Origin of the sequence: Mesorhizobium sp. M0491, from assembly GCF_040321265.1 — a bacterium.
Classification (GTDB): domain Bacteria; phylum Pseudomonadota; class Alphaproteobacteria; order Rhizobiales; family Rhizobiaceae; genus Mesorhizobium.
Map to the genome: position 1 here is coordinate 28958 of NZ_JAMYRE010000028.1, position 15845 is coordinate 44802.

Annotated in this window: 16 protein-coding genes; 2 read left to right on the forward strand and 14 right to left on the reverse strand. The window is 61.0% G+C overall.

Annotated features, from left to right (window positions below):
• Nucleotides 1-621: 621 nt before the first annotated feature.
• Nucleotides 622-1662, reverse strand: coding sequence for a glutamine synthetase beta-grasp domain-containing protein (locus NKI69_RS28735; RefSeq protein WP_023812071.1), 1041 nt, complete (start codon nt 1660-1662; stop codon nt 622-624).
• A 315-nt stretch (nt 1663-1977) separates the two neighbouring features.
• Here NKI69_RS28735 and NKI69_RS28740 point away from each other — a divergent pair, with 315 nt between their 5' ends.
• Nucleotides 1978-2175 carry a DUF2735 domain-containing protein gene (locus NKI69_RS28740; RefSeq protein WP_023812072.1) on the forward strand — a complete coding sequence of 66 codons (198 nt, stop codon included), beginning with the start codon at nt 1978-1980 and terminating at the stop codon, nt 2173-2175.
• Between the two features lie 104 nt (nt 2176-2279).
• On the opposite strand, the gene NKI69_RS28745 is transcribed toward NKI69_RS28740, so the two are convergent.
• From NKI69_RS28745 to NKI69_RS28795, 11 genes are all read right to left on the reverse strand, one after another.
• Nucleotides 2280-4166: an MFS transporter gene (locus tag NKI69_RS28745; RefSeq protein ID WP_023812073.1), complete on the reverse strand. Its 1887-nt coding sequence runs from the start codon at nt 4164-4166 to the stop codon at nt 2280-2282.
• A gap of 191 nt (nt 4167-4357) precedes the next feature.
• The gene (locus NKI69_RS28750) at nt 4358-5149 is read right to left on the reverse strand and encodes an ATP12 family chaperone protein (protein WP_023812074.1); all 792 of its coding nucleotides are present in this window, start codon (nt 5147-5149) and stop codon (nt 4358-4360) included.
• Nucleotides 5150-5160: 11 nt separating this feature from the next.
• Nucleotides 5161-6033, reverse strand: coding sequence for a DMT family transporter (locus tag NKI69_RS28755; RefSeq protein WP_050592714.1), 873 nt, complete (start codon nt 6031-6033; stop codon nt 5161-5163).
• 62 nt (nt 6034-6095) lie between these two features.
• On the reverse strand, nt 6096-7076 hold the full coding sequence (locus NKI69_RS28760; protein WP_023812076.1) for an RluA family pseudouridine synthase: 981 nt from the start codon (nt 7074-7076) through the stop codon (nt 6096-6098).
• Nucleotides 7077-7138: 62 nt separating this feature from the next.
• Nucleotides 7139-7513, reverse strand: coding sequence for a fluoride efflux transporter CrcB (gene crcB, locus NKI69_RS28765; RefSeq protein WP_023812077.1), 375 nt, complete (start codon nt 7511-7513; stop codon nt 7139-7141).
• A 76-nt stretch (nt 7514-7589) separates the two neighbouring features.
• Nucleotides 7590-8549, reverse strand: coding sequence for a hypothetical protein (locus NKI69_RS28770; RefSeq protein ID WP_352723004.1), 960 nt, complete (start codon nt 8547-8549; stop codon nt 7590-7592).
• Complete coding sequence (locus NKI69_RS28775; protein ID WP_352723005.1) at nt 8516-9247, reverse strand: hypothetical protein; 732 nt, start codon at nt 9245-9247, stop codon at nt 8516-8518. Before NKI69_RS28775 ends, NKI69_RS28770 begins: the two co-directional genes overlap by 34 nt.
• A 160-nt stretch (nt 9248-9407) precedes the next feature.
• The gene (locus NKI69_RS28780; protein ID WP_127295791.1) at nt 9408-10238 is read right to left on the reverse strand and encodes an aspartyl/asparaginyl beta-hydroxylase domain-containing protein; all 831 of its coding nucleotides are present in this window, start codon (nt 10236-10238) and stop codon (nt 9408-9410) included.
• A gap of 161 nt (nt 10239-10399) precedes the next feature.
• The gene (locus NKI69_RS28785; protein ID WP_502900203.1) at nt 10400-10579 is read right to left on the reverse strand and encodes a DUF930 domain-containing protein; all 180 of its coding nucleotides are present in this window, start codon (nt 10577-10579) and stop codon (nt 10400-10402) included.
• A 64-nt stretch (nt 10580-10643) separates the two neighbouring features.
• A complete protein-coding gene (locus NKI69_RS28790) occupies nt 10644-11951 on the reverse strand; it encodes a replication-associated recombination protein A (protein WP_352723006.1) in 1308 nt (435 codons plus the stop codon).
• 47 nt (nt 11952-11998) lie between these two features.
• Nucleotides 11999-13486, reverse strand: a complete 1488-nt coding sequence (locus NKI69_RS28795) for a DegQ family serine endoprotease (RefSeq protein ID WP_352551987.1) — start codon at nt 13484-13486, stop codon at nt 11999-12001.
• A gap of 84 nt (nt 13487-13570) precedes the next feature.
• On the opposite strand from NKI69_RS28795, the gene NKI69_RS28800 reads away from it, so the two are divergent.
• Complete coding sequence (locus tag NKI69_RS28800; protein ID WP_352723007.1) at nt 13571-14275, forward strand: hypothetical protein; 705 nt, start codon at nt 13571-13573, stop codon at nt 14273-14275.
• A gap of 22 nt (nt 14276-14297) precedes the next feature.
• On the opposite strand, the gene rplQ is transcribed toward NKI69_RS28800, so the two are convergent.
• Complete coding sequence (gene rplQ, locus NKI69_RS28805; RefSeq protein WP_013531439.1) at nt 14298-14729, reverse strand: 50S ribosomal protein L17; 432 nt, start codon at nt 14727-14729, stop codon at nt 14298-14300.
• A gap of 104 nt (nt 14730-14833) precedes the next feature.
• The gene (locus NKI69_RS28810; protein ID WP_023812081.1) at nt 14834-15844 is read right to left on the reverse strand and encodes a DNA-directed RNA polymerase subunit alpha; all 1011 of its coding nucleotides are present in this window, start codon (nt 15842-15844) and stop codon (nt 14834-14836) included.
• Between the last annotated feature and the right edge of the window lies 1 nt (nt 15845).

Below are 15845 nucleotides of genomic sequence, written 5' to 3' on the forward strand. Positions count from 1 at the left end.
GCGGCAGCCGCATGCGCACCCGTATCCGCCTTTCGTCTTCGGCGATCGCACGATGCCCGGATTCTTGGACCTACGGTCCATCGGAGCGGCCGGCTTGAGCGTCGGTCCGGTGACTTCAATCACTACTCGGCGATGTCCAGTGAAGATCAAGGCGGCCGCTCGGTCGCCAACGTTGGAGCCAGGAGCGAGCGGAGCACTGTCTCAGGCTACAGTGACCGCTCGTCCGGCGCCCACGCCAATGCCGCCGTTCAGAAAACCCCGCCCGTCCGAACAGCATTGCGTGACGTAACCCCAAGGCCTGCGAATACACGCATGCCGTAGCGTGATCTGTCAACGTCGCAAGCTGGGCCGCGAATGGCCGATTCTGCTGTATGAACAGATGCTTATGGAAGGCCCTTTGCCCCGGATAAGGGCTGGAAAAGGCGCTTTTCCGGGCTTTATAGCGAGTGATCGCCGGAGGCTCACATGGCTGCGGCAAGAACTCCCGGGCGATTTGCGATCGCGTGAATTCCCTGACTTTTTCTGGGTATGTTTTCCCAGGAATGCCGTCAGCCGGGTAACGGCCAAAAAAGAACCCCGGCGCGAAACGCCGGGGTCTTCTTGTCATGCAGTCCGAAACGCTTACGCGGCGGCCGAAACCTGGGCGCTTGCCGGAACCGAGGCGATCGTCTTCAGGATCTGCGAGGCGATCTGGTAGGGGTCGCCCTGCGAGTTCGGACGGCGGTCTTCCAGATAACCCTTGTAGTCGCTTTTGATGAAGGAATGCGGCACGCGGATCGAGGCGCCACGGTCGGCAATGCCATAGCTGAACCGGTTCCACGGCGCGGTCTCGTGCTTGCCGGTCAAACGCTTGTCGTTGTCCGGGCCGTAGACGGCGATGTGATCCATCAGGTTCTTGTCGAAGGCCGCCATCAGCGCTTCGAAATAGGCCTTGCCGCCGACTTCGCGCATATAGGCGGTCGAGAAGTTGGCGTGCATGCCAGAGCCGTTCCAGTCGGTGTCGCCAAGCGGCTTGCAGTGGTATTCGATGTCGATGCCGTACTTCTCGGTCAGGCGCTGCATGAGGTAGCGGGCCATCCACATCTGGTCGGCGGCTTTCTTGGAGCCCTTGCCGAAAATCTGGAATTCCCACTGGCCCTTGGCAACTTCGGCGTTGATGCCTTCGTGGTTGATGCCGGCGGCGAGGCAGAGGTCGAGATGCTCCTCGACGATCTGGCGCGCAATGGAGCCGACATTGGAATAGCCGACGCCGGTGTAGTACGGGCCCTGGGGTGCGGGATAGCCGCTCTCGGGGAAGCCGAGCGGCCGGCCGTCCTTGTAGAAGAAATATTCCTGCTCGAAGCCGAACCAGGCGCCCTCGTCATCGAGGATGGTGGCGCGCTTGTTGGATGCGTGCGGCGTCACGCCATCGGGCATCATGACTTCGCACATGACCAGCACGCCGTTGGTGCGGGCGGGATCCGGATAGACCGCAACCGGCTTCAGCACGCAATCGGAGCTGTGCCCTTCGGCCTGCTGGGTCGAGGAACCATCGAAGCCCCACAGCGGCAGCTGCTCAAGATCAGGGAATTCGGCGAATTCCTTGATCTGCGTCTTGCCGCGAAGGTTGGGGACCGGGGTATATCCATCGAGCCAGATATACTCGAGCTTGTATTTCGTCATTCTAGCCTCTCGTTGCTTGATCACCGAACACTGAACGGCGTCGACATGCGTCTGCCGTCAGCAGACGGCCTGCCGCACACTTAAAATGCAATTCGTGTGCCATTCTTGGTCCGGAGGGTGCGGCAAAATTGACGCGGCATCCGCTCGAAAGTCGGTGAGCGCCTAAGCAATGCGCCCGGATCCATCACAATCGTTATTTGCACAAATAGTGTGCAAATACTGATCTTTTCATAGGCATATTGCCTAACTTGATTGCAGACCTTATCTTTGGACCAAGTTGAATCGAAAAGGTTCGGCGGAAGAAAGGAATCCGGCATGGAAATCATTTCCACACGACCGTCGGCCAAAATTCTGATGTTCCCGGCGGCAGCGCGCCTCTCTGCCTCAAATTTGAGCGGAAGGGCTAAGTTTGCGGCAGAGCTTGCCTCGCTGCGTGGTGCCCGCGCAGACTTCGGCGACGGCTGGTACCATGAGGCAGCCATCGAGGATGAGGCCCGGGGCCGCAAGAGCTGACACAGAGGGGCAGCAGCCCTCGTCAACGGATAATTGGCCTGAAAAGAGGAAGCCCGGCGCGATTGCTCGCGCCGGGCTTTATCTTTGTATGCTGGAGCTGTCAGCTACTGCTTGTCGTGCAGGTTGGTTCCCAGCGTATCCCTGACGAAGATCATGCCGATGATCAGCGACATCGCCGCGATCACCACCGGATACCAGAGGCCGTAGTAGATATCGCCCTTGGAGGCGCTGAGCGCGAACACGATCGCCGGCAGCAGGCCGCCGAACCAGCCATTCCCGATGTGATAGGGCAGCGACATGCCGGTATAGCGGATGCGGGTCGGGAACATCTCGACCAGGATCGCCGCGATCGGCCCGTAGACCATGGTCACGTAGAGGACCAGGATGAACAGGATGCCGATGACCTTTGCCCAGTTGACCGCCGCCGGGTCGGCAAACATCGCGAACGCACCGGCCGCCGGAACACTGTAGACGGTCACGTCCGTGGCGCCGGCAGCCTCATCGGCCGTCAGCAGCTTGTCCTTGACCGCCTGGGCGAGCGGGACAGTGGCCTTTTCACCGGCGCGAATGGCTGCCGCGTCGAGCTTCAGTTCGGGATTGGCCGCGACAAAGGCGTCGAGCTTTTGGTCAGCAACCTTGGCGGCAGCACGCTTCAGCGGGTAACCGCCGTCCTGAAGCGCCAGGTTGATCGCCTTCTTGAAAGCCGCATCGCTTGGAGCAGCCTTATCAGCGGCCGCCACGGCGTCGTAAGACGTCACGGTCTCGGCGCCGATCTTGACGCTGGCCGCTGTTCCCGCTGCCGCTGTCGTGACGATATCATAGGGCACCGAGCTTTTGGCCAGGAAGTCCGTCGCAATATCGCACGAGGTGAGAGGCTTGCGTGTTCCGGTTGGATTGAACTGGAACTTGCAGTCCCCCGGAGCAGCGGTCACCGTCGCACGCGTGTTCTGCTGGGCGGTGGCGAGCGCCGGGTTGGCGGCCCATGTCAGCGCCTTGAACAGCGGGAAGGTGGTGACGATCGCCAGCGCGAGACCGGCCATGATGATCGGCTTGCGGCCGATCTTGTCGGATAGCCAGCCGAACACGACGAAGAAGACCGCGCCGAGCGCCAGCGCAATCGCGATCATGATGTTGACCGACTGTGGGTCGACCTTGAGCACATTCGCCAGGAAGAACAGCGCGTAGAACTGGCCGTTGTACCAGACCACAGCCTGGCCGGCGGTGAGGCCGAACAACGCGAGCAACGCGATCTTGGCATTCTTCCACTGGCCGAAGGCTTCCGTCAGCGGCGCCTTGGAGCCCTTGCCCTCGTCCTTCATGCGCTGGAAAGTCGGCGATTCGGCAAGCGACAGGCGGATCCAGACCGATATGCCGAGCAGTATGGCCGAGAGCAGGAACGGAATACGCCAGCCCCAAGCCGCGAAATCCTCCTTGCTCAGCGAATTCTGCACGACCAGGATGACGATCAGCGACAGGAACAGGCCGAGCGTCGCCGTCGTCTGAATCCACGACGTATAGAAGCCGCGGCGATCGTCGGGAGCATGCTCGGCGACATAGGTCGCCGCACCACCATACTCACCGCCGAGCGCCAGGCCCTGCAGCATGCGCAGCCCGACCAGGATGATGGGCGCCGCAATGCCCCAGTTCGCCGAGCCGGGAAGCAGGCCGACCAGGAAGGTCGACAGGCCCATGATCAGGATGGTGACAAGAAATGTGTATTTGCGGCCGACGAGATCGCCAATGCGACCGAACACCAGCGCGCCGAACGGGCGCACCAGGAAGCCGGCGGCGAAAACCAGCAGCGTGAAGATGTTGCGAGTCGCCTCTGGATAGGAGGCGAAGAATGCCGCGCCGATCGCTCCGGCCAATGCGCCGTAGAGATAGAAATCATACCATTCGAAAACGGTGCCGAGCGAGGAAGCGAAGATGACTTTCTTCTCCTCCCGCGTCATGCCGCGGCTTGCTCCGCCGGCGGTCGATGCGATTGCCATTGCGTTATCCTCCCGTGAGACCCGTTCTCGATGCTGCGCGACACCGTCCGCGTTCTCCTCCGAGCACGGACTCAACGACAGCCATTCGGAAAAATGACAGAAAGCGCCTGCCAAAGGCAGCGCGTCTTTGGGATTATGACTTTGGTATTAGGTGCACTGCGGGATGAATCCGGGCGAGCTGGGAAAACTCCTTAGCGCTTGAGCGCTTCCAGCAGGCCGACAGCAGCCATCATGTCGCGCTTGCGAGCCGCGCGGCGGGCAACGGCCTCCGCATCCTGCCCCCAATGCTCGATCTGCCAGTCCTCGTCGACATGGGCAGCGGCCCAGGCAGGATCGGCATCGAGTTCGCCGAAATCGACAGCCAGCGCCAGCAGAGCCGAACCGGTCAGCGACGTCATCACATGGATGGCGGCGAGCCGCAGCGGCTCTGTTCGCTGGGCAAGATGGCTGCCCAGCACGGCGATGGTCTCGCGCGGCTGCTCGACATGGATGATGCCCTCGGCGAGATTGAAGCGGACCCCGAGTGTTCCCCTCACCCAGTCTATCACCGGGTCCCAATGCTGGCTCTGCCGCTCCACCAGCCCTTGCGGTGCGTCGGCGCGATAGCAGAGCAGATCGGATGAGGCAAAGCGCAGGATATCCTCCAGCACCGCCTGGGGGTCGCTGGCGACACCGTCGATGGCGGTGTTGACGAGACGCATCACCGGCATGGTCACCGGATCGATGGTCTCGCTTTGGGCGGCGAATTCGTCGGCGACAAGCACTGCTGCTGCCTCGGTAGGCAGCGCCAGCAGCGCCTTGCTCGGGGTGCGCACCGGCTTGCCGTCGAGATGCACGGCAAACCCATTGTCGACAGGTGCGACAGAGGCGGCCTTGTAGAAGCGCTTCGGCAGATGCGTCTTCATCTGGATCTGGGCGCGACGCACCGGATCGGGATGGGAAAGATATTTGCCCGCTTCGAGGTCGTTGAGGATATCACGCATGAAGGTCTCTCTTACACCGGCGTCAGCTTGCGCGCCGGCCGGTTGACGATGATCAGGCCGGCGGCAATTAGGCCAAGTGCCAGGAAAATGCGCATGGTCAGCGGCTCATTCAAGAACATGGCGCCGCACAGCACGCCGAAAACCGGCGACAGGAAGGTGAAACTGGACAGGCCTGATGCCGGATAGCGCCGCAGCAGCCAGAACCACAGCACATAGGTGAAGGCGACGATGTAGACAGCCTGGAAAAGCAGCGCCAAAGTCGGCAGCACGGTCGGATCGCGAACGGGCGGGCCGGCGAGAGGCAGCACCAAGACGCCTACGATCGCTGCCCCGGCGAGCTGGTAAAGCAGAAGCTTTTCGGCGCTCGCCTCGACCAGCTTCGACCGCTTGATGAGGATGTTGGTCAAAGCCCAGAAGAATCCGGAGCCGAGGCTCAGGAGATCGCCGAACAGCATGTCTCCGCCGCCGCCGAGCTTGTCGGAAAACACCGCGGCAAGACCGGCAAAGGCCAGCAGCAGGCCAAGGAATTTTCTCAACGTGATCTGCTCGCCAAGCAGGAAATGGCCGCCGAGCAGCATCCAGAACGGCATCGTGTTGACCAGCAGCGTGTTGCGGGCAACGGTCGTATGCTCCAGGCCGACATAAAGGCAAAGGAACTCGATGCCGAAAAGCGCGCCAACCGCGATGCCGGCGAGCAAGGTCCCGTCGCGCGTGAAAAGCGCGATGCCGCGCCACCGGCACCAGGCAAAGACACACAGGCCGCCGATGATCGAGCGCGCGATCGATAGGAAAACCGGATCATAGCCAGCGTAGGAGATCTTGGCGGCGACGTAATTCAGCCCCCAGGAAAAGGTCAGCCCGACCATGATGGCGGCGGCGGCCATGTCGACCGTGTCGCGACGATCAAGCGTATCGGTGGCGAGCCCGTCGGTGGCGCCGCTCACGATCAGTCCTCCGCGCTGGCGTCGTCGAAGCCGATCAGGTTCCAGCTCTGTCGCATGTGCGGCGGCATTGGCGCGGTGACATCGATGACGCCCTTGTCGGGATGCGGAATGATGATGCGGCGCGCATGCAGATGCAGGCGGTTTTGAATGCCGCCGGGAAAGTCCCAGTTGGTGTCGGCCTCGAAATATTTCGGATCGCCCAGGATCGGACAGCCGATGTGGGCGGCATGAACGCGAAGCTGGTGGGTGCGGCCGGTATAAGGCTCCATCTCCAGCCAGGTCATCGTCTGCGCCGCCTGCTCGATGATGCGGTAGTAGGACACAGCGTGGTCGGCGCCCTTTTCACCATGCGCGGCGACCCGCACGCGGTCACCGTCCGGCGTCGGCTCCTTGATCAGCCAGGTCGAGATCTTGTCCTCGCGCTTGGGCGGCACGCCCTTAACCAGCGCCCAATAGGTCTTCTTGGTCTCGCGGGCGCGAAACGCTTCCGAGAGCTTCATGGCGGCCAGCCGGCTACGGGCGACGACCAGAACACCCGAAGTGTCGCGGTCGAGCCTGTGAACCAATCTGGGCTTCTCGCCCTTCTGGTTGCGCCAGGCTTCCAGCATGTCGTCGACATTGCGGGTGACGCCCGAGCCGCCCTGCACCGCAAGGCCCGCCGGCTTGTTGAAGACGAAAACCTTAGGGTCCTCATGGATCAGCATCTTGGCGAGAACATCGGCATCGCCCTGGTTGCGGATCGAGTGGCCGGTCAGCGCACTCTCGCCCTTCTTGTCGACCTCGAGCGGTGGGACGCGAACCATCTGGCCGGGCTCGACACGGGTGTCGGCCTTGACCCGGCCGCCGTCGACACGGATCTGGCCGGAGCGCAGAAGCTTCTGCAAATGGCCGAAACCAAGGCCCGGGAAATGGGTCTTGAACCAGCGGTCGAGCCGCATGCCCGCCTCGCCGGCCTCCACCGTGATCTGTTCAACGCCTGCCATGTTTTTTGTCGCTTATCCGTTTCCCGAGCGAAGCTCGGCCTGTTCTTGGCGCGGCAATAGCACTAAGGCAGGCTTCTTGCGAGCCAAAGTCCCAGAAACAGGGCGATAATGGCGCCAACGACGCTGGCAAGGGCATAAGCCAGTGCAGGCAGCGTGGCTCCCCGCTCCCACAGCGTCGCGAAATCGAGCGAAAAGGCGGAGAAGGTGGTGAAGCCGCCAAGAATGCCGGTAGCAACGAACAGCCTGACCTCGTTCGATCCGCCACGGCGCATCATGGAGGCGATGAACAGCCCCATGGCGAAGGAGCCGATGACGTTGATGGCCATCGTGCCCCAGGGATAGTTTGGGCCGACAAGGCGCAATGCGCCGATGTTGGTGAGGTGACGAATTCCGGCACCGATGCCGCCACCGACGACGACGAGAAGCAGATTGAACATGACCGTTTACTGCCCCCGCACGGCTGCCCGGTCAATCCCTTGTTGCGCGCGCAACCGCACGGATCGGCCGAGTTCGTCACCACTCAGGCGTTGCCCATCTCGGATATTTTTTCCTGAACTCGTTATAGAGGTCATCGATCTCCGCTTTGCCGATTGGGCGCACCTGTTCGTAGAGGTAGCCCTTGACGTCGCCGGACAGCTGGTACGCCGCGATGCGCCTGTATGCTGCGGCGATGCCTTTGCCCTCGACAATGTATTGGTCCGGTATCGAGACACAGAGCTGCGCGCCCGGCTGCAGATGGATAACGGGCGGGTCGGTCACGACAACGTATTTGGACTTCAACGTCGCCGGTCTGAATCGATCGCGACTATCGACCTGACAAGCCCACTCGATGCGAGGGTAAAGGTCCTTGTCCATTTCATACAGCAATGAATCGCTCATCATCCCGCTGGATGCAAACACCGACAACCGGTCCTCAGGTCCCATCTTTCCAAGAAGGTCATCGATAAGGCGCCTGTATTCTGGAAGATTGTCGAGGTGCAGCGGGAGCGTGGCTTCGCTGGCAAAGACGTAGCTGATCGGTGACAGCACCTGGCGGCCAGTCGGGAAAAAAGTACCGAAAAACGCCAGCCCGGCGGCAACGGCTATCGCGGCGTTCGACCATAGCGATCTCAGTGCCGGCATCGAAAACGATCGCAACGATTGCCTGGGCGTAGGCAGGAAAGAGCCAAAGAAATACTGGCACCGAATGATGGCGATCCGGGTCCTGCATGCGGGTGAAGAGGACGAAGGTGAGTGCCGAAGCAACGGCACAGAACAGGGAAAATCTGTTTTTCGGCGTATGATGGAGATGTAAAGGCCAAATACGATCAACAGCCAGTTCACATAGCTGAGCCGCGATCCTACCTGGCCAAGCTGTGAACCGAAGTTTGTCTTGTATCCGCTGTAAAGGTCGCCATAGCTGGTTCCCAGTATCTTGAGGATCAGGGGTTGCTGGAAGGTCAGCGCGGCTCCGATACCACGAGGATCGCACACAGGCTCCCGACGGCGGCATTGCGGAGTGCCGGAAAGTCCCGGTCTTTCGCCTGCAGAAAACAGAAGAAGGCTGCGGAAATTCCGACCCCGATGACGGGATAGGCGTACCAGCGGCGCAGCACGAATGCCAACCACAGGCATACGCCGACACGTATTCCGCTGATCACCGGTTCATGGGTCAGGAACCTCGATTTCCAGAGAAAATAGGTTGCCGCGCAAAGCGCGAAACAGCCGGCAATGTCAGGCAACCCACGGAGCGTCGCCGCCCAGAAGGGCGTGTAGAGAAAGGCCGCAATCCATACGGTGAGCCAGCTTCGGCATGAAGATGTTCCGGTCGCCGCCTCCAGATAGCTTATTCTGCCGATGAGAAGAGCGGTCGGGACCAGATAAACAGCGACTGTTCCGGCGATGTAGGAAAACCTCGAATCGCCAAAAATGATGTGAAACGGCATCAGCGGCACCAGGATCGCCGCACTGTAGTCATCCGTGGCTATCGAGGTTCTCAGGTGGCTGAGCCATTCGAGAGGGCTCTGAACCAAGAGCGTGCCTTGCTGGCTGAACGTGTCGAAATAGGCAGCGAAGTCCCAGTAATAGACAGGCTGTTCAAGCCCTACATAGGTGAGAGCAAGAGCAACTCCCAGCAGAGCGGTGCACACATAGGTCGTTGCCCAAAATCCGAGAGATCTGTTCTTCGTCACTTGAAGCCGCCAGGAGGGGAGAGGCAGAACTGTCAAAGTCAGCCCGGGGCCGCCGTTCATGCAGCCAGGAGCCGTTCCGGCGCATGAGCGGCCACAAGGATGGGCCAAATCTCACATGCGGAGCACCCAAATGCCGCCGGCAGCGCCGGTTCTCTAAAGCTCAGGTCGTCCCGGCATTTTTCGGCTTGGTCGAGCCGATCATCTTCCAGTTCTTGTAGAACATGGAATTGATGCGCTCGACGCTGACCGAGACGATGGCGAGCATGCCCGCGATGAGACGGGGAACCGGAGACGGCCTGATAATGTCCATGAACACGCAGTAGCGGCGGCCGTCATACTCGTTGACCGAGCGATGCAGCAGCGTGTCGTCGAAGATGAACAGCGGATTGTCGTACCAGTAATTCTTGACGTTGCCGCACTCGACGAAAATCTCCGACTTCACCGGGATCAGATTGTAGAGGATGCGCAGGCTGAGCCGCAGCGGGCCGAAATGCCAGGACGTCGATTCGCGCTTGCTGAAGACGGAAACGGCTATGGTCTTGATATATTTGAAATCCTTGTTGAACTCGGCGACATTATCGATCCTGTGCTTGCCGTACCACTGGTAGACATACATGCCGCGCCGGCCGGCGCCGAAATTGGCGTCGATGTCGGCAATGATCTCATCCTTGCGCGCTTTGAAGATGTCCAGGACCTCGTTGACCTCGCGCTGATAGTCGGCGGGAAACTGCTCCAGCTTCCAGACGCCCGGATTTCTGTAGCACAAGAGGTCGACCAGCAGATTGAACGGCGAAAGCAGCCAGGTGAACAGGCCGTTGCCGAGAAAATAGCCTGAGAACAGCGACAGATCCTTGCGGTCGTTGCGCAGCACGTCGATCAGGCCGCAGATGATGAAGATCGTCGTCAGGATGGGAATGAAATAGAAGCCAAGGGCGAGAAGCGGGATGGCAATGGCGAATTTGCGAAGAGACTTGCGAAGGGTTTTTGTCATTTTTCCACGCGCGAAGCGCGATCCTGTTGCGAATGAAGTGCCCAAATCACGGCAACGACCACCGCCCGGTCGTGCGCCTTGATAAGGTTTTTTGGGTTACCACACAACGGCCCTGCTATCGTGGCCGGCTGGCTGCCTGGTGAAAACCTTCCGGTATCAGGTCAATGCACCGCCGGCAGGCCAAGCTCGTCCCATTTTTCCCTGGGAACCAGATCGCCAACCAGGAATTCGAAGCCGACGACGCTTTCGCCGTCCCCAGCCAGTTGGCATCTGAACTTTAGACCATACCAGTTTCTGCGGCTGCGGAAAGCCGCGCCATTCGCGCCCGCAGCAAAAGACACGACCCGCGCCGGCTGAAAATCCGGATGCCATCGGCGGATCTGGTCACGGCCTCACGCAAACCCGCTATTCCCGCTCCTTGCGCAGCTTCGCCCAATAGTCGAGCCGCTTCCTGATGTCGCGCTCGAAGCCGCGCTCGGGCGGATCATAGAAGGTCTGGCGGCCCATCTTCTCCGGAAAATAATCCTGCCCGGAAAAGGCATCCGGCTCGTCATGGTCGTAACGATAGCCGGCGCCGTAATCCTCCGCTTTCATCAGCTTGGTCGGCGCGTTGAGGATGTGCTTGGGCGGCAGCAGCGAGCCGTGTTCCTTGGCGGCCCGTGTGGCGGCCTTGAAAGCGTTGTAGACGGCGTTGGATTTGGGCGCGGTGGCGAGATAGACGGTGGCCTCGGCAAAAGCCAGCTCGCCCTCGGGCGAGCCAAGATAGTCGTAGGCATCCTTGGCGGCATTGGCGACGACAAGCGCCTGCGGGTCGGCAAGGCCGATGTCTTCCATGGCCATGCGCACCAGCCGGCGGCCTAGATAGAGCGGATCCTCGCCCGCATCGAACATGCGTGCGAGATAGTAGAGAGCCGCGTCAGGGTCTGAACCGCGTACCGATTTGTGCAGCGCCGAGATCAGATTGTAATGGCCGTCCTGGCCCTTGTCGTAGATCGGCGCGCGGCGCTGGACGATGCGCTGCAGTCCCTCGGGATCGAAGACCTCGCCGGGTTTGGCTGCCCGCCAGACTTCTTCCGCGAGCGTCAGCGAGGCCCGGCCGTCGCCATCGCTCATGCGGATGAGCATGGTCCGCGCCTCGTCATCGAGCGGCAGCGCCCTGCCCTCGGTCTCCTCCGCCCGCGTCATCAGCTTGGAGATGCTCTCCTCGCCAAGCGAATGGAAGACCAGAACGCGCGCGCGTGACAACAAAGCGGCATTCAGTTCGAAGGACGGGTTTTCGGTCGTAGCGCCAACCAGCACGACTGTCCCGTCCTCCATGACCGGGAGAAAGCTGTCTTGCTGGGCACGGTTGAAGCGATGTATCTCGTCGACGAACAGCAAGGTCTGGCGGCCATTGGTGCGGCGCAATTTGGCCGCTTCGAACACCTTTTTCAGGTCGGCGACGCCGGAAAAGACAGCCGATATCTGCTCGAAGGCCAGGCTGGTTTCGCCGGCAAGCAGGCGCGCCACGGTGGTCTTGCCGGTGCCGGGCGGCCCCCAGAAGATCATCGAGCCGAGCGAGCCGGAACCGATCAACCGGGTCAGCGCGCCGTCAGGGCCGGTCAGATGCTCCTGGCCGACGACCTCGCCAAGGTTTCTCGGCCGCAGCCTGTCGGCCAGCGGCCGCCCAGGCGGGGTCTTTTCCGGTTCATCGACGCTGAACAGATCGGCCATGCACTTCTTTTTCGTTGGAGCATGAGCCCGAATGCACGGAACCAGCCCTAATAACGCAACACCTGACGCATTATCTGCCCGCCACGCTCGACGGTAAAGCGCCACCAGCGCGTATCCGTCTTGGCCGCCAGCTCCAGGGTCGCCGCGGTATCGATGGTGGTGCCGTTCACCTCACGCACGATGTCGCCCGGCTGGAAGCCGAAATCGGCGGCCGGAGAATCGCGGTTGATGTCGACCACGGTGACGCCCTTGATGTCCGTGCGCAGGCCAAGCCGCTGCGCGAGCCGGGGCGACAGCTCCGCGACCTTGGCGCCCGAAAACGGGCTGCGGCCATGCAGCGTCACCTCGGCAGCCTTCATGCCTTCCGGAGCACGCTCCAGCGCTATATCCATCGCCGCTTGCTGGCCCTTGGTCAAAACCGCGAAATTGGCGGTGGTGCCGATCGACAGCGTCGCCATCCGGTAGTCCAGCGCTTCGATGCTCTCGACCGGCTTGCCGTTGAGCTGCAGCACCACGTCGCCGGGCTTGAGCCCTGCCTTGGCGGCCGGACCGGTCGCTTCGACCGACGAGACCAGCGCACCGGTCGGCTTCTCCATGCCGAGCGATTCGGCGATCTGCGGCGTCACCGCTTCGAACTCGGCGCCGACATAGGGCCGCTCGAAGAAGTCGAGCCCGGCCTTGGCCGCGTCGGCAAAAGCGCGAACCATGTTCGAGGGAATGGCAAAGCCGATGCCGATCGAACCACCGCTGCGGCTGTAGATGGCGGTGTTGATGCCCACCAGCTGGCCGCCCATGTTGATCAGCGCACCGCCGGAATTGCCCGGATTGATGGCGGCGTCGGTCTGGATGAAGAAACTGGAATCCGACACGCCGATATGGCTGCGGGCCAGTGCCGAGACGATGCCGCTGGTGGTGGTTTGGCCGACGCCGAAGGGGTTGCCGATGGCCAGCAGCAGGTCGCCGACCTCAAGCGCGTCGGAATCGCCGATGGCGATGACCGGAAACGGCTTGTCCGAGGTGATCTTGAGCACGGCTAGGTCGAGTGTCTCGTCCTTGAGCAGCACCTTGCTGTCGAACTCGCGTCCGTCCGCCGTCGCCACCTTGACCCGGTCGGCATCCTTGATGACGTGGTAATTGGTGACCACGACGCCGGTCGGATCGACCAGCACGCCGGAGCCCAGCGAAGACTGCGCACGCGGCTGCGAGCGGCCGAAGAATTCCTCGAAGAACGGATCGCCGTCGAAAGGCGACGTGACCTTGGCGGTCTGCGAGGCATAGACGTTGACCACCGCCGGCGCTGTCTGCTTGACCAGCGGCGCAAAGGACAATTGCACCTCCTCGCGGCCGAACGGCACACGCTTGTCGGGACCAGCCGTGGCGTTTTCGCCTTCGACGCCATGCAGCAGGTCGGTCAGCACATCGGACAGGCCGGGATCGGTCTTGGTCTCCTCGGCCAATGCCTGCCTGACCACCGGTGCGGCCGCAAACGCCATGACGGCGAAAAGCAGAACAAAGGGCAGTCTTCTGGCGCGCATTCGCGAATCCTCCAAGGCAAGTTCGGGGGCATTGTCCCGACGATTGTGCAAAATGAAAGGCTAAGCCGCTGAAATCCGATTATTTTGGGCAGCAAAACAGCTACAGCTGACCTTGAAACCGAAAACCTCGTGGCCCTGATGAAAAAACAACTCCTGTCTTTCCGTGACTTTTTGAAGACCGGCAGCTTGGGGCCGATCTCCCCCGACATGACAATGGCCGAGATTGTCGAAGTGCTCGGCACGCCTGAGCATGTCGATCCAGATTACTGGACGTTCGGAAAGCTCGAAATTTCCTTTGATATCACGCCGCCTCGCCAGATGAACTGGTTTCAAATTGAGCAGGCCAGTTACCTCAAAGGCGATTTGGAGGCTCTCACCACTCGCTTTGCAGTCTCCCTGGACGGGTTCAGCGGAAAGACAAAGCCATCAGAGTTCCTGGGTGCCGGCCTTTGGACTCCAGATCAGGCCAAGGTTTTCTACGCAACGTCCGGCCATGACATCGGAATGAACATCTGCGCCGGACCGATTCAGATACATTTTCATGTGGCTGCCGACTTCATCGGCAACCAAGACGCCGAAACCTATTTGAACGTCTCCTCCCCATCGCAATCGATGGCGAAAATCGATTCTCAAGCCGTCCTCGACAGTATCTATTCATACCCCTACCCGAAGACTGAAGAGGTACCGGGTGCATTCAATTGGAAGCTGTTGAGCGGAAGCCAGTACCTGGCGCTGGCCGATGGACAGCAAACATCGGCAAACAAAAAAGGGGCCCGCAGGCCCCTTTGAAGTCATTTGGGAAAACCGAGCCTTATGCGGCTGCGGCGTCCGCGTCAGCGCTTTCGGCTTCGATGCGAGCGCGGTCGCCTGCGCCCTTGGCCGAGACGTCGCGATCGACGAACTCGATGACAGCCATGGCGGCGTTGTCACCGTGACGGAAGCCCGCCTTCATGATGCGCAGATAGCCGCCATTGCGGTTGGCGTAGCGCGGCGCGATGGTATCGAACAGACGCTTGACGACGCCTTCATTGCCGATCTGCGCAATGACCTGGCGGCGGGCGTGCAGGTCGCCGCGCTTGCCGAGCGTCACCAGCTTCTCGACGATCGGACGCAGGTCCTTCGCCTTCGGCAAGGTCGTGACGATCTGCTCGTGCTCGAGCAGCGACACGGCGAGGTTGGCGAACATCGACTTGCGATGGCTAATGCTTCGGGCGAAGCGACGGCCTTTGAAACCGTGGCGCATGGCTCTTTTCCTTCTTCAGTTGTTCAAGAGGCCGTGGCCTCTGATGGTTTTCCGCATGACCGTCGGATCGAGCGGCCCACGCCGCCGATCCTTGGAATTCATGCTCAATATTGGTCTTCGTAACGCTTAGCGAGGTCTTCGATATTTTCCGGCGGCCAGTCCGGCACTTCCATGCCGAGGTGCAGGCCCATCGCCGCCAGGACTTCCTTGATCTCGTTCAGCGACTTGCGGCCGAAGTTCGGGGTGCGGAGCATCTCGGCTTCGGTCTTCTGGATCAGGTCGCCGATATAGACGATGTTGTCGTTCTTCAGGCAGTTGGCCGAACGCACCGAAAGCTCGAGTTCGTCGACCTTCTTGAGCAGCGCCGGGTTGAAGGCGAGCTCGGTGACGGCCTCGGCGGCGACTTCCTTCTGCGGCTCGTCGAAGTTGACGAACAGGCCGAGCTGGTCCTGCAGGATGCGGGCGGCGAAAGCCACCGCGTCCTCGCCGGTGATCGAACCGTCGGTGTCGATCGTCATGGTCAGCTTGTCATAGTCGAGAACCTGACCCTCGCGGGTGTTCTCGACCTTGTAGGAGACCTTCTTGACCGGCGAATAAAGGCTGTCGACTGGGATCAAGCCGATCGGCGCGTCTTCGGCGCGGTTGCGGTCGGCCGGCACGTAACCCTTGCCGGTGTCGACGGTGAATTCCATGCGGATTTCAGCGCCTTCGTCCAGCGTGCAGATGACGTGGTCGGGGTTGAGGATCTCGACGTCGCCAACCGTCTGGATGTCACCGGCAAGAACAGCACCCGGTCCCTGCTTGCGAACGACCATGCGCTTGGGACCATCGCCTTCCATGCGGATGGCGATTTCCTTGATATTCAAGACGATGTCGGTCACGTCCTCGCGCACACCGGCGATGGACGAGAATTCATGCAGAACGCCGTCGATCTGCACGGCGGTAACAGCCGCACCGCGCAGCGAAGACAGAAGCACGCGGCGCAGCGCGTTGCCCAGCGTCAGGCCAAAGCCACGCTCGAGAGGCTCCGCGACCAGCGTGGTCAGCGTCTTCTTCTTCGACGAGAACTCGATCTTGTTCGGCTTGATCAGTTCCTGCCAATTTTTCTGGATCATG